This is a genomic window from Desulfotruncus arcticus DSM 17038 (genome assembly GCF_900113335.1).
Taxonomy (GTDB): Bacteria; Bacillota; Desulfotomaculia; order Desulfotomaculales; family Desulfallaceae; genus Desulfotruncus; species Desulfotruncus arcticus.
In genome coordinates, this window is the sequence record NZ_FOOX01000002.1 from 348,407 (window position 1) to 362,610 (window position 14,204).

At 43.7% G+C, this 14,204-nt stretch carries 13 protein-coding genes; 2 read left to right on the forward strand and 11 right to left on the reverse strand.

The genetic code is table 11. The features are described 5' to 3' along the window. The first annotated feature begins 5 nt into the window (after window positions 1-5). Window positions 6-131 (forward strand): hypothetical protein, encoded by a 126-nt coding sequence (locus tag BM056_RS27165; protein WP_274377512.1) that lies wholly within the window; start codon window positions 6-8, stop codon window positions 129-131. Window positions 132-167: 36 nt separating this feature from the next. Here the strand turns inward: BM056_RS27165 and BM056_RS04155 are convergent, their stop codons facing one another. From BM056_RS04155 to BM056_RS04205, 11 genes are all read right to left on the reverse strand, one after another. Further along, complete coding sequence (locus BM056_RS04155) at window positions 168-848, reverse strand: TIGR00266 family protein (protein ID WP_092468999.1); 681 nt, start codon at window positions 846-848, stop codon at window positions 168-170. Between the two features lie 99 nt (window positions 849-947). After that, window positions 948-1,757 carry an HAD family hydrolase gene (locus BM056_RS04160; protein WP_092469001.1) on the reverse strand — a complete coding sequence of 270 codons (810 nt, stop codon included), beginning with the start codon at window positions 1,755-1,757 and terminating at the stop codon, window positions 948-950. Further along, window positions 1,757-2,938, reverse strand: coding sequence for a cysteine protease StiP family protein (locus BM056_RS04165; RefSeq protein WP_238456309.1), 1,182 nt, complete (start codon window positions 2,936-2,938; stop codon window positions 1,757-1,759). Before BM056_RS04165 ends, BM056_RS04160 begins: the two co-directional genes overlap by 1 nt. Before the next feature lie 129 nt (window positions 2,939-3,067). After that, on the reverse strand, window positions 3,068-4,357 hold the full coding sequence (locus BM056_RS04170; RefSeq protein ID WP_092469002.1) for a phosphoribosyltransferase family protein: 1,290 nt from the start codon (window positions 4,355-4,357) through the stop codon (window positions 3,068-3,070). Next, the gene (locus BM056_RS04175) at window positions 4,350-5,537 is read right to left on the reverse strand and encodes an HpcH/HpaI aldolase/citrate lyase family protein (RefSeq protein ID WP_092469004.1); all 1,188 of its coding nucleotides are present in this window, start codon (window positions 5,535-5,537) and stop codon (window positions 4,350-4,352) included. Before BM056_RS04175 ends, BM056_RS04170 begins: the two co-directional genes overlap by 8 nt. After that, the gene (locus BM056_RS04180) at window positions 5,524-6,285 is read right to left on the reverse strand and encodes a TerC family protein (protein WP_092469006.1); all 762 of its coding nucleotides are present in this window, start codon (window positions 6,283-6,285) and stop codon (window positions 5,524-5,526) included. Before BM056_RS04180 ends, BM056_RS04175 begins: the two co-directional genes overlap by 14 nt. A gap of 157 nt (window positions 6,286-6,442) precedes the next feature. Continuing rightward, window positions 6,443-7,021: a TerD family protein gene (locus tag BM056_RS04185; protein ID WP_092469008.1), complete on the reverse strand. Its 579-nt coding sequence runs from the start codon at window positions 7,019-7,021 to the stop codon at window positions 6,443-6,445. 159 nt (window positions 7,022-7,180) lie between these two features. Then, a complete protein-coding gene (locus BM056_RS04190; protein ID WP_092469010.1) occupies window positions 7,181-7,801 on the reverse strand; it encodes a TerD family protein in 621 nt (206 codons plus the stop codon). Between the two features lie 15 nt (window positions 7,802-7,816). Continuing rightward, entirely contained in the window at window positions 7,817-8,389 is a 573-nt protein-coding gene (locus BM056_RS04195) for a TerD family protein (RefSeq protein WP_092469012.1), read from the reverse strand. A gap of 468 nt (window positions 8,390-8,857) precedes the next feature. After that, window positions 8,858-10,279: an amidohydrolase gene (locus tag BM056_RS04200; RefSeq protein ID WP_165613369.1), complete on the reverse strand. Its 1,422-nt coding sequence runs from the start codon at window positions 10,277-10,279 to the stop codon at window positions 8,858-8,860. A gap of 289 nt (window positions 10,280-10,568) precedes the next feature. Further along, window positions 10,569-12,380, reverse strand: coding sequence for a sigma 54-interacting transcriptional regulator (locus BM056_RS04205; protein ID WP_165613370.1), 1,812 nt, complete (start codon window positions 12,378-12,380; stop codon window positions 10,569-10,571). 626 nt (window positions 12,381-13,006) lie between these two features. On the opposite strand from BM056_RS04205, the gene BM056_RS04210 reads away from it, so the two are divergent. Beyond that, window positions 13,007-14,167: a M20/M25/M40 family metallo-hydrolase gene (locus tag BM056_RS04210; protein WP_131820722.1), complete on the forward strand. Its 1,161-nt coding sequence runs from the start codon at window positions 13,007-13,009 to the stop codon at window positions 14,165-14,167. Window positions 14,168-14,204: the final 37 nt, after the last annotated feature.

A 14,204-nucleotide genomic window follows, 5' to 3' on the forward strand; every position in this document is an offset into this window, starting at 1 on the left:
TTAATGTGAGCGGAATCGTTATCAAAGCAATGCTTGCAGCGCTGGTGTTTACTATCGCAATTACCCAGCGGATTAGGATTTTCGGCATCTTGCGGAACCGCAGCAAGCATATGCACAAAATGTTAAAATAGCCTACTTTGCATTAACACCGTTAATCCCGTTATTTTTTATTTTCTTTGTGGGATGAATTGTTTGATCCAACTACCAAAGCCTCTGGGGTTCCTTGTTTGGATAATCACCGGGCCGGGACCCCGGAATTTGCAAACAGCAACCTCACCGGAGGTAAAGGTGGAGATCCAGCCCTGGGAGGCTTTCTCAATGCTGTATTGCATATAATCGGGCCAGGCAACCAGGTGGCTGTTATCTACTATATATTCCTGACCCTGTTCAAGATTGATGACATGGATGCCGCCGTAAGAGTTGACAAACACCATGCCCTTGCCGCTAACCTTAACCACAAAGAAACCTTCCCCTGAAAATAGCCCCTGTGAAAGGTTTTGCATCTTGGTGGACACTTCCAACCCCGCGGAGCCAGCCAGAAAGCCATCTTTTTGTATTACCAGGCTGTAGGAGCCGTCTAATTCCACATCAACAATGTCTCCGGGAGCGGACGGGGCCAATAGCACCTCTCCCGGACCTCTGCGGGCGGTAAGGGTTTGGAAGAAAAAACTTTCCCCCGCTATCATCCGGCTAAGCCCGCCCAGCAACCCGCCGTCCATTTTTCCTTCCACGTCCACTGTGGTGGACATGGCAACCATGGCATCGGATTCCGCCTTGATGGTTTCTCCTTTTTGCAGGTTTACTTGCACCAACGGGAAAGCACCCTGGTAAAGAATTTTATAATCCACAGCTGATCTCTCCTTGTATGACAGTTCTTATTCACGATACTTGATTACTGGTGGCCGGAATTCATAATACTGCGATACGATAAACGGTTCTCATTCCGACTACTGACTCCTGACTCCTGACTCCTCCTGTATCGTTTTTAACAGCTCTTCGCCGGCCAGTATGCCTGATGCTGCTGTAAACAGCCAATTGCCCTGCAATCTGGCCGGTGCATCGCCAAATTGCTCGAAAAGTTCGCCGTGAGCGGGGGATAGGGCCAAATCCGCGCCCCGGATAAGGGGCAGGTCCAACAGAGAATCGCCGCAAGCTACTACGTAATCATCACCTGTGAGCTCGGAGACTTTTCTTAACGCCACCCATTTATTGATAACTTCAGGGGTCAGATAAAGCTTCCTGCCCTGTATTGACACAACCCATTTTTGGTCCCGCGCCCAGTTGCTAAAAGCAGCCAGCTCTGTTAGAGGCGTTTTTGACCTGTCAATAAGGCAATAATAAAAAACCCCATCGGCATTACGCATTGGCTGAGCCCATTCACCGGCTTCCAGCCTGCTGAATTCCGTTAATATATCCTGCCCCGCCAGGCACTCACGCTGCAGCGTTTGTAAAACGTCATTGTGGTAAGTAATATCCACAGCGCCATCCACCAGGAGATTGGCTCCGTTACTGACAATAGCATACTTGGGCACAACTTCGCTTTGGAAAAAACCAATGCGCAAGTATTGTTCAATCGTTCTGGTGGTGCAGGGAACAAAAAAAGCTTTGCCGGCAATGCTTTTTAGCAGCGCTGCTGCGGTTTTAGTCATGTAGGAACTGTATTTACCGGTTTCCACGGCTACAACTTGGCCGGAAAAGTTCCGGGTGAACTTATCGGAATAGATGAGGGTGCGGTCAAGGTCGCTGGCAAAAATCATTAATTATCCCCCATCGGCTGAATCAGCCCGTAACAGGAATAGCTCATGTCGGGATACTCGATTACCTGCACCCCCCGGGCCTGAGCCAGGATTAAAACATGCTTGATATTAGGGCTGGCCATGTCTTTGACTAGTATTTTCCAGGGGACCCGGCGCAAAAGGACTCTGGTCGTTTCTCCCACGCCGGGTTTTACCAGATTGATGTTTTTTATGCCAAATGCGGCCATGATTTTTTTAGTTTCTTTCCTGCCCCGCCAGGCCGGTCTTTGATCCACCCCGATTGCGGGTTGTTTGGTTAAAAGGTGTTGTGCCTGTATCCGTGCGGTATTAAAGTGACCGGTAATACTGTCGACAAAATAATTGGAGAGGTCTTCCCCGGCAAGCTCTCGATAAAACTTAACCCCGTGGAAATCCGCAGGTCCCACCAGGTCATCCCGGTATATCGTTCTGGACACCAACCCGGATATAGTTGCGTTAAGGCAGGCGCTGGGAATTAAAAAATCGTCTCTGGTACCAAAGATATTGGCGCAGCAGCCCGGGTCCGCCAGCACGGCGATATCTTGGCAAATGGTGTTTTCCGCCAGCCCGAATTCCCTGGCGAAGCCGGCAATTGAGTAAAGCAATTCCCTGGTAATGGTACCTTTGCCGGTCCACCCGTCAATAAACTGCAGCTCATAATTCATGTGCCTTTGGAGGATATAAAGCAGGGCATTTTTATCAATGCCCTTGTCACGAATAATCGAAATGCTGTAATGCGGAGCGTTAATTCCGTAAAAGTGTTTGATATAGCGCTTAATCAGCACTCCTACCGGCGTGCCGGCCCTGGCCAGGGAAACCAGCACCACATTCCTGCCGCGCTTGTTAAGGATTGTCTCAGCCACAATAGCCGTGGCCAGTGCCAATCTATAGCTTGTTTCCTTTAAAGCCTGATGGAAAAGGTCAATATATTCTTGATTGGGTTTATATTCAATCGGCAGCATTTCAGAATAGTGCCGGCCGCTTTGCATGGCCCTTTCTCTTTCCTCATTGCCTTGCTCTTGAATCAATGGGCCAATGTCTTTTAATAGGAAAATGACATCATCTGCCGGGTAACTTCCCAGCGGGGCCGGGTCATTTATTCTGGGATAATCCTGCAGCTGCTGACAGAGGTGGGCTTTAGCCGGAATGTTTATTTTTAACACCTCCAATAAAGAAGACTTGGTTCAGGTGGGGTTTTGACCCCACCTGAACCTTAGTCGCACTTATTTCGAGTTTATCGCCGCTCAGGCTCCCGCCTATAGAGGCGGGAGTCTGAGCGGCGGTTAACGAGATTAATTGCATAAGCTAACGAAGTGAATTTTATCAATCCCCAATTGTTTAAATGATTGGACTAATGGCGCCGCCTGCTGCGGCAAGGCGCGCCTTTCCCAAAATACAAATACCTCATCGTAACAGCCGGGAGGAATATTATAAACAAAATTTTTGATTCCCGGGTTAAAAGGGTCCTCGAAGGTTATGGCATATTGGACGGCGTAGTCCTTTTTTAAAAGAGGGTGGACCGGACTCCGCGTTGTTGACTGCACCCGGACACCATCGCCCATAAACGACGCTATTAAAAAAGGCAGATACATAAATTCACCGGTGCCAAGACACAGGGTTTTGTTGCCCTGCCTGATTTTACAGAGTTTTTCTCCCAGTTCCCCGGCCTTGACCAGCAAATTGCTGTTGTCTTTTGCAGTTAGGCCAAAGCGTCCGGTGTAACCAAGATAAGTGACTTTTTCCCCGTTGGAGTTGATTAGCTCAATTTGGGGTTCTAGTTGGGGCTGCAGGATATGAACCTGGGGAATTGCCCCTCCGGTTGCGATAAAGGAGCTGTTGACCACCGGGGAATTTCCTTTTGACCAAAAACGTCCTTTTAAGAGGGATAAGACTTCGATTGGCGCCCCCAGCTCCTGTTCCATCCGGCGGAATTTTTCTTGAAAATCTTTGGAGCGCCAGTCAAGAATGGTTAAAATGATATACTTTGGTTGGGGATATTTAGCGTGAATAGATTTGATGATATTCAGACAGGTATTGCCTGAAGTGACTTCATCGTCGATAAGCACTACCAGCTCATTATCCTTGACGATATCCAAACTGTTGATTAATAGCCTTTGGTCCGGTGCGTGACAGTGATCTTCAGTGAAATAGACAGTATCGTGGAAACCTTTAATATTTTCCCTCGTTGTATGCAAATAGCCGGTGTTGCCGGAAAAGCTGCCAAACACCGAATGGCCGAGGGCGGTGGCGGTTTCGGCGAATCCGACAAAAAGTGTCTTGCCTGGCCAATGGTAGGGTTGTGGCTTAAAAAAGTGCGCCATATCATGCGTCAAACAGCTGACGGCTTGAGCTATTGCTTTTTTGCTGACTGGCAGGCCCAGGGTTTGCGCCAGCCTGGAAGCTAAAAGGTATCCTGTAATAAATGGGACCCGGGGGTGAACCGGAATATGCTTGCCAATTAATTTACTTACGAATAAGTAACTTCTTTTGGCATTATTTCTGGCCGCCATGGCAAAGAGGTGCCCGGGTGATAAATGATAAAAGCTTTCTTCAACGCTGATGCCAACTTCGAGATTATCCAATACCGTGTAGCTTTTCTCCCTCGTAAATAATGCTGGTGTAATCATAGTGTTCATTGAGCACTCCATAAATTTTTGATAGTAGCATGATCCTTTTGGCCCAGTTGGTGTGGGGCTTGGGTTCGTTCATCTTATTGTTATAGACGCTTTTGGTAACCCCGCCGGTATCGCCGTTGGCCAGGATGTCGCCGGCGTCACAGTATTCCTCATGGGTTACGGCATAAAGCGCCTGGACCGGCAAAATATGGGACGGATGTATTATGGTCTTGCCAATTAAGCCATTGGCTTTATCAAGCATTACTTCTCTGATTAGCCCGTCAATGTATCTGCCAATCAGACTCTGCCGCACTCTTCTGCCTTCATTGCCGTAGTGTTCCTGGAAAGGGGTTTGCCTTAACTGCGGCTTTAACATTCTTGAGCCCGAGGGAAAGTATTCCCAGACCGGACCCGAAATTACATAATTATCCTGCGGTCTGCCGAAAACATTAACCAGGTCGGCAATAAAGTCCCTGATAACCGCTATATCATAGATGGTCAATTCAGGGCTCCTGCGGAGGCTGTATAATCCAGATAAATCAGTGGCCCCTATCCTGATATTGAGCACAAGGTCTTTGTAGCTGTCCAGCAGTTGTTTTAAATTAAGGATGTGTTTAGCCCTGGATTCCAGATATATTGTTTGGGGCCCCTCAAATATAGGCATACCGTAAAGTGTTCGGCCAATTAATTGATTGGTTGCGATAAGCTGTTCAAAATACTCATGTCCAACCTCAATATTGAATTTGGGGAACACAAAGCCGGTTAAAACCTGCAAGGCCGGTCCAAGATGAGTTACCAGTCTTTTAAACTGCTGCGGATTTCTAACCCTAATAAAGATAAAGGGGAGCGAACTCCCCTTCTCTTTTAAAGAAAGTAAAGTTTTCAGCTGCATCAAAAGATTCTTTTCCGCAACATCAACTTCTCTGTCATTTATGGCATCTTCCAGGCAGATGACGGCGGACATCAGTCCGGGTATTTTATTATTAATAATGTCGTTCAATGCTTTGTTTGATGTTCCGGGCATATAAAGGGTTGCACCCAACGCATGGGCTAGCGTTTGCTTGTCTGCATTCAGGGGACCCTGCGTTGGTGGAAGATAAAAGATCTTTTTCTTTTGCTCCTTGCTTAAATAATCAAAGTGAATCATGCTTCTTTTTACCACCTTCACGCAAGTGATGAAGAGCAATGGTTCCAAGTAATACAGCTCCCATGACAGAGAAGAGAACAACATGAGGTACATGGATATCAAATGTTTGGGCAAAAAGCTTGCCACCAATCAAGGCGATTAAAACGTAAGCTGCAGATTCCAACTCGGGATATTTGTCCAGCAGCTTAATGAAGAGTTGAGCGACACCCCGCATCATTAAAATTCCTAACATACCGCCGATAAACAATACCCATACTTTATCGCTCATGGCGAATGCAGCCAGGATGCTGTCAACACTAAAAGAAATATCCATTAGCTCAACTGTAACCACAGTACCCCAGAAGGAAGTCCAAAAACCACTACGCTTATTAAGTACGGCTTCATCGTCATCTTCTGCAGTCTTTTTGAATTTTGAATAAAAGAATTTGGCCGACATCCATAATAAATAGCCGGCACCTAAAATGGCAACCCACTTGAACTTAATTAAATAAGTTCCAAGCCCTATAGCAATAAAACGGAAGAAGTAAGCGCCCCAGATACCGTAGATTAATGCTTTTTTACGTTGTTTTTCGGGTAAATGATTAACACACACTGCCAGCACAAGAGCATTGTCGCAGGATAGTAAGCCTTCTAAAATAACGAGCCAAAATACAATACCCCAAGTGACAGGATCTGTTATTACTCCGTATAGGGCGTCCCAGGAAAAGAATTGTGCGTAATTAGCTAACAATCCGGTTATAAAGTCCACTTAAAGTATAGACCTCCCTAAAATTGATTGATTGGTTGCTGAATTAAAATACTACGATGTTTTGTTTGGTTTTGGTACAGTTAGCATATAGTAGTGGATGCCGGGTTATTTTAAAAAAGGGTGCCATAGCGGCACCCTTGCATGTAATCAAGCTGCCCTAGCCCGCGCTTAACCCGTAGGAAGCGGCAAGCGCACCCAGACCGCCCTGGAAACCGCTGCCCACCGCACTAAATTTCCACTCGCCGTTATGCCGGTATATTTCCGCGGCAACCAGCCCTGTTTCGATGGAGTAATCTTCACTCAGGTCGTAACGGAGCAGTTCTTCGCCGTTGTCGTCATTTACAACCCTTACAAAAGAGTTGGCAACCTGGCCGAAATTTTGGTTGCGGGTATCGGCCTCATGGATATTAATGCAGATAGCTATCTTTTCTACATCAGCAGGAACACCGGCGAGGTTGATTTTAATGGTTTCATCGTCGCCTGCGCCCTCACCGGTACGGTTATCGCCGGAAAGAACAATGGAGCCGCTGGGGTCCTGTTTATTGTTATAGAAGATGAAAGCGCCATCGCCGGTGGCTTTACCGTCTTTATTTACCAAAAAAGCCACTGCGTCCAAATCAAACTCATTGCCTCCATCATACTTGTTCAGATCCCAACCAAGGCCGACCATAATTCTGGTTAACCCGGGATTAGTCTTGGTTAAATCAATTTTTTGACCTTTGGACAGAGAAATCATCTGGGTAACCTCCCGTTAATCATAATTAATTTTGAGTACTCAGGAGTCAGAAGTCAGGAGTCAGAATAAAAAACCGGGGAAAAACGGAAATCCAGATGAAAGAAAAAGATGCTTCGTCTTGAATTATTCTGAATTCTGAATGCTGACTCCTGAATTCTGCTATAAAAACCGCCTGGTCAGGCTTTTCAGGCCTGGATCGGTAGTAGATTCTCCGAGCGCGGCAAATTTCCACTCGCCGTTATGACGGTAAACTTCTCCGGTAATCAATGATGTTTTGCCCTCATAGCCCTCGGAAAGGTTAAACCGGCATAATTCCTGACCGTTGGTGCTGTTGACGATACGGATAAAGGCGTTGCGGATCATGCCAAAGTGCTGCTTGCGTTTTTCGCATTCGTAAATATTTACTACAAACACCAGGCGGTGGACATCAGCCGGCACTCTGGACAAATCGACATTAATCTGCTCATCATCACCGTCACCGGCCCCGGTCAGGTTGTCGCCGGAATGGCGGATACTGCCGCACGGGCTGGTCAGGTTGCCGAAGTAAACCAGGTTTTTGGGGTTGGCCAATTTACTGTTGGCGTTTAACAGGTATACTGAAGCGTCACAGTCAATGTTGGCTTGTTTGTTGCCTCCGCCAAACAAACCTCCCAGGAGCCCGCCTCCGCCGCCTCCTTTGGCGTTTTCTACGGGGTCCCACCCCAAACCTACCATAATATTTTTTAGTCCCGGGTTGGACTTGGTGAGATCTATTTTTTGCCCTTTTTGTAAGTTAATCACTTATAAGCTCCTTTCTTATTCCAGCCCATAAAGACGAACCAGGCCGGCCAGCCCATCATTAAAACCTTGTCCCACGGCAGCAAACTTCCATTCGGAGCCGTGACGGTAAAGTTCGGCGAAAACCAGAGCCGTCTCAATACTGTAATCTTCACTCAGGTCGTAGCGCAGCAGTTCTGCACCCGTTCTTTCGTCAACTACCCGGACAAAAGCGTTGGAAACCAGGCCAAAATTCTGGTTGCGTTCCTTGGCCATGTGAATGGTAACGGTGATGGCAATTTTGTGGATGCCGGCGGGAACCTGGCTGAGATCAATTTTGATCTGCTCATCGTCACCTTCACCTTCGCCGGTGAGGTTGTCCCCCAAATGTTCAACAGAGCCGCTGACATGCTTTAAATTATTATAAAACACAAAATCTTCGGCACCGGTGCATTTACCGTTTTCAGCCAGCAGGAAAGCGGAAGCATCCAGGTCAAAGTCGGGTCCGTCAAATTTGTTGGTATCCCAACCAAGCCCTATAACAACTTTGGCAAGACCGGCATTACCCTTGGTTAAATCGACTTTTTGCCCTTTTTGTAAGTTAACAGCCATAAAAAGCCCTCCTTTTTAATTTTTTGGTATTGCTTTCAAGTATGATTAATTTTAAGTGCATTACAAAATCTGTTTAATATTGTTTAGGTTGAATCTTCGTCTTAAAAAGTCGTAAGACTGCTATTGAATCAGCTATTATAAAAATTATAAACCAAAACAATACCCAATCATACTCTAAAAAAATGCCAGAGTGGAAACGGTGGACGAAATAATCCCGCCATACCCGGATCAACTCATGCGATTAGTCATGAGATGATCTAATGACGGTTTTTCTCCATAATGTGCTGATAACCCTTCTATTTTGATAAAAAAGTTATATATTTCACCAGTTGCTTGATAATTCGACGTAGAAACGTTTTAAAATGTTCCCAAAATAATAAGCTCTTTATTAAAGAACCTATTAAAAAAAAGCGAGTCAATCACTTCATATGATTGACTCGTCCCATGTAAGCGCAACCAAGACGACATTCATTTAGTTATATACAACGGGCGGTATTTTTCCATGGCAGAGCAATTTAGCTTAAACGGTGGTTTAACCGAATCCGGGATAAGTGACTTATAACTTCGCCCGGCGAGCCGTTCTTTTAGTTCGTTTTTCGCATTTTCGATAATTTTAGGATATTGTACAAGGTCTATAGCTGAAGCTGCCAGCACTTTGGCTGCTGTATCCATGCTCTTTTTGCCGATACTGCTCCCCGCACAGGCAGTAACCATCCAGTTATGGAAGCCAACCCCCGGGGGCGCCATCGAAATCCAGGCTGTGGCGTACGGAGCATGCCAGCTGTATTCCGATGTATCGCACACTGCTGTACCTCCACTTCCGAATGGAAGAATGTTTTCCATTAAGCCGGTATCCGCTACCCCGGCATTCCTTTGCATTTTTTTGGCAAATTCATGTTCCTCTTTGGTAAATTTAGGGGTACCAATGGTATCTAAATTTTTATGAACCACTTCAGCAAGTGTTTTATTAGGTATTTTTTCGTGGGTTGCGCTTATTAATTCTATCACAACTTCGGTTTCGGTTGCCATTGCCGCGGCTTCGGCGCACTTGTGAATACGGGAAATGATGTTGGCCGCTTCTTCTGCCGTAGTAATCCTGCCGATATACCATGCGGTTGCTCGGTCTGAAACTACACTTGGAAACTCGGGCCCAACATCAGAAAAAGTATAATTGATCGTGTTGGCTGCATCGGCTGTGCCAGGTGGAATGTGCTCCCTGAGCATTTCAACGGCATGTGCTTGGAGCATGGCCGCGTCGAGGGCACTGCGACCATACCATGGGGCGTTACCATGAGAGGTTCTTCCTTTAAAATGATAATATATACTGAAATATGCATTACAAGTATCGTAATCCGCCCGGTTATAATGCCAAGGATGCCAATCCAGGAAGGCATCCACTCCTTCAAACAGGCCACTGCGGGCCATAAAAGGTTTACCAACGCATAGTTCTTCAGCTGGTGTACCAAAAACCTTGATCGTTGCGGCAAGATTAAAATGTTTTAGGGCTTCCTTAAGCGCAATGGCAGCTTCTATGGCACCGGCTCCCAACAAGTTATGACCGCAGCCATGTCCGGGAGCCCCCTCAATAACAGGATTCTTTTCCGCGCTTATTTTCTGGGACAAGCCGGGCAAACAATCATATTCAACGCTAAAACCAATTACCGGCTTGCCGGAGCCGTAAGTGGCAACAAAAGCCGTAGGCATATCGGCTACTTTTTTTTTCACGCTGAAACCGTTCTTTTCCAATAGATCAGCCAAAAGCGCAGATGACTTAAATTCTTCCATTCCCAATTCCGGATAACTCCAGATGCAATCGGCTGATTGATGAAAAATAGACTTGTTTTGCTCAATCCACTCTATTACAAATTGCTTGATATTGTTTCTTTCCATAAAGCAAAACCCCTTTTGTATAATCAGTTGATGCCAAACCGGCCAGGTTTTTATCTGCATGCCATGCAATATATATGCCCAAAAACATTAGCTCTAAAAAAACCGGTTTTTAATGGACATTATAAAAAAAGAAAATCCTGCATAACCCGATAATGAATTAAACAGGAATTTTTGTTTTGATGTTTGACCTATACGAAAATAGGATGACAACTTAAAATAACACATAAAATTAATTTTAATTTCACATAAGTTATTCCTGAGTTAAATAACCCAAGAATGAATTACCAAATCAATCTTTTTGAATGTATTCTTGAATTTTCCGGTGTGCGCTAGATTGGCTGATGCCTAGTATTGACGCTATCTTATAACTGTTTTCCGAAATTTTATAGGCCATGTGAACAAGCTGTCGTTCGACTTCCCGTGTTGCTTGCTTCAACGGCATAATTTTATTAATAACAATTTGATTATCCGGGTAAAAAACATTGGTCATGAATTGAGGAGGTAAATCTTCCTTTTTAATTATGCCGCTGTTATTAGTAACAACCATTCTTTCAACAAAATTTTCCAGTTCTCGGATATTACCGGGCCATTCATAGACAAGTGCTTCTTGATATAAATCTTCCGTGAATTTAACTTGTCTATGATACTGTTTGTTGAATTTATGCAGAAAATAATCTATAAGAGGAATGATGTCATCTTTTCTTTCCCTCAAAGAGAAAATATGCAATGGCACCACATTTAAGCGATAAAATAGGTCGTGTCTGAATTTTCCTTCCTCAATTAATTTTTTCAAGTCTTTATTAGTAGCAGCAATAATTCTAATATCAATATCGATTAATTTTGTCCCACCGACACGAATTATTTGCCGATTTTGAATTACTTGTAATAGTTTTACCTGTAAGTTTAAAGGCATTTCACCGATTTCATCCAAAAAAACGGTCCCTTTATTGGCTATTTCCAGCAAGCCCGGTTTCCCATCCGTTTTTGCTCCTGTAAAAGCCCCGGATTCATAACCAAAAAGTTCCGATTCTAAAAGAGAATCCGGAATCGCTCCGCAGTTAATTTCAATTAATTTTTCATTTGCTCGATTGCTTTGTTGGTGAATTAGCCTTGCTATTACACCTTTGCCAACTCCTGATTCCCCGGTAAAAAGAATGGTTGAGTCTACTGTAGCGATCTGTTGAATTAAATCTATCAGTTCTTTCATTTTCTGGCTTTTGTAAATAATGCTGTTTTCCGACATATCATCGTTTTTATTAAAAGTAGGTTTTTTATTTTTATAACCTAAATACTCATTTAGTATTTTAAGATCTTCAAAATCCTTTGAATTGCAAACTATGCGGAATATGTTTCCTTTAGTGTCGTAAACGGGAACACCCGTTACTACGGCCTCTCTTCCATTCCTCATTTTTTGGATGATGGTAATTTTCCGTTTTTCTTTCATTACAAGTGCACTTACGGACGGGTAAAACAGCCCTTCTTTCTCTAATTTTTTGGCGTTTTTTCCTAACACCTCCTTTCGTTTTACTCCGGCCATTTTTTCAAAGGCTATGTTTGCTCGCAAGGTATTCCCCCGCCCGTCAGTTACATAAATACTGTCGGATGAAGCTTCAATAATTTCATTTAATTCTTGGTTTGAATTTTTTAGTTCATTCAGTTGGTCAAATAAACGGATTAATTTATTTTCGTTGGGCAAGCTTGTAAGTTCATCATCCGTTTGCTGATCATAAAAATGTTGAAGCAAAGTATCTAAATAACTCTCCAAAAAAATTTTTTTTGATAAAATTCCTTTTACTTTCCCGTCATTACCCAGGACAACTATGTTATGGCTTTTCTCGAAGACTTTTTCAAGCGGTTGATCTTCTTTGACCTGGACATAGCTCCGGTCCAAAATGCACTCTACAGGTAATTGCACAGAAACCTGTTGCTGATAAGCATCTAATATTTGTTCTTTGGAGATGATGCCAATTAATTGGTCAGATTGGTTGCGGACTAATAAAAATTCCGCCGCCTGCTCTTTAAATAACACAATGGCTTTTTCTATTGGAGCACTGTTTGCAATAAAATGTGCTTTTGCAAAGGTAAGGTCTTTAACCAGCATATAGCTCCCCCCAAAGGTGTGTTTTTTCATCTCCAATTTATTTGTGGGTTTATTAACCCAATAATGAATTAACGCTAAAATTAAAAATATATTGCTTTAAAAGTAGAATAATGTATAACCATGTTAAATTTAATTCATTTGTGAATTGCGCTTGACTGGTTATCTAAATACAAAGCCTAGTAAATTCAGGTTAATTCCATACTTTTGTGGATTACTGATTATTGGAATGCTTCTTGCAATTAAGTATTGACTATACTCAATTTCAGGACATTTAAGTCTTTATACGCCAAAATACAACAACAAAACACCTTTATTATCGCTATTTTTGTAAATAGATGGAGAAAAGATAATTTCTTACGCTGATTAATTCTATCAAATTGTAATATAATTGAACAGAAAAGGTTTTTTGGGGCTTATATAATGTTGTGTTAAGGGCGAAGATGTACTTGGTAAGGTCAAAAATTTGAAACATAATTGTGCAATGAAGTACGGTTTGGCAAAGAAGCCGGTGCAGGGTCTGTTTACAGGCCCCTGCACCGGTTTTTAATTTTTGTGCGTGGTATGTCAGGTTATTAAGCACAGGGGGAGCAGGTTTATAAATTTTGGAATGGGGGTTAGCGGTATTAATGAATAATAAATGGGGTTTCTGTGCAGAAAATCTAGTCAATTTTACTCAAAAGCTAATCCAAATCCCCAGTTTAAGCACGCAAGAGCAGGAGATAGCTAAAGCAGTAGCCGGGGAAATGAAAAAATTAAATTACGATGAGGTATATATAGATGAAAAAAACAACGTTGTTGGAACAATAAAGGGCGTTGGAGGTGGCCCAACTTTATTATTCAATGGTCATATTGATCATGCTGGTGTGGGAAATATGAAAGAGCCATTTTCAGGTAAAATCCTGGATGGAACAAAATATGGTCATCCCGGACCTGTTATTTATGGACGTGGGGCCAGTGATATGAAAGCCGCTATTGCAGCCATGGTCTACGCCGCCGGTGCAATTAAGGAGCAGGGTATTTCTTTGCGGGGTGATGTTTTGGTAACAGCCGTGGCCATGGAAGAGATGGCCTACGGGGAAGGAATTTCATATCTGCTGGATAACGGCCTTAGAGCTGATTTTGCTGTTAGTGGTGAGGCTACAAATCTCAATGTTTATGTCGGCCACCGGGGCAAAATAGAGTTCAAAATCATAACGAAAGGCAAAACCTCGCATGCAGGTTTTCCTGCCGGCGGGGTTAATGCGATATTTCTGATGAATAAATTCTTAAATAAATTACAGGAAAAATACTCGCTGCCAAATCACCAGTTTCTAGGCAAAGCTTCATATACAGTAATTGATATTGCCGCAAGCCCGGGTCGTCTGACGCCAATTGTTCCCGATCACTGTGAAATTATCTTGGACCGGCGCTTTTTGCCGGAAGAAACGCCGGAAATGTTAGCTGAACATATATGGAAAATTATAGGGGAAGTTAAAAATGAAGATCCCTTGTTTGATGCAGATGTTGAACTGGTTAAAGTGTTTCCGGCCATGTTGACCGACCCCGGAGGCAAAATAGTAACGGCCGTTAAGGAAGCTCGCCGCATGGTAATGGGGGATGAAGGGGAAATAGGTGCCTGGTATTTCGGGGTGGACGGAACATTTATCGAGCGTGCGGGAATTCCTTGTGCCGGTTTTGGTCCGGGTAATGAACACTACGCTCATACGCCGGAAGATCATGTTCCTGTGGATCATGTAGTAACTGCAGCGAAAGTATATAGTCAATTAATTATTAAGTTATGTTGTTAATTAGTACAGATCAATCATTATTGAGGAGGTGGTTTAT

Bases quoted from the DNA above. Each gene is read 5' to 3' on its own strand.
- BM056_RS04175 (WP_092469004.1), bottom strand. From the start codon at position 5,537: ATGATTCACTTTGATTATTTAAGCAAGGAGCAAAAGAAAAAGATCTTT.
- BM056_RS04185 (WP_092469008.1), bottom strand. From the start codon at position 7,021: ATGATTTCTCTGTCCAAAGGTCAAAAAATTGATTTAACCAAGACTAAT.
- BM056_RS04200 (WP_165613369.1), bottom strand. From the start codon at position 10,279: ATGGAAAGAAACAATATCAAGCAATTTGTAATAGAGTGGATTGAGCAA.
- BM056_RS04210 (WP_131820722.1), top strand. From the start codon at position 13,007: ATGAATAATAAATGGGGTTTCTGTGCAGAAAATCTAGTCAATTTTACT.
- BM056_RS04160 (WP_092469001.1), bottom strand. From the start codon at position 1,757: ATGATTTTTGCCAGCGACCTTGACCGCACCCTCATCTATTCCGATAAG.
- BM056_RS04205 (WP_165613370.1), bottom strand. From the start codon at position 12,380: ATGCTGGTTAAAGACCTTACCTTTGCAAAAGCACATTTTATTGCAAAC.
- BM056_RS04195 (WP_092469012.1), bottom strand. From the start codon at position 8,389: ATGGCTGTTAACTTACAAAAAGGGCAAAAAGTCGATTTAACCAAGGGT.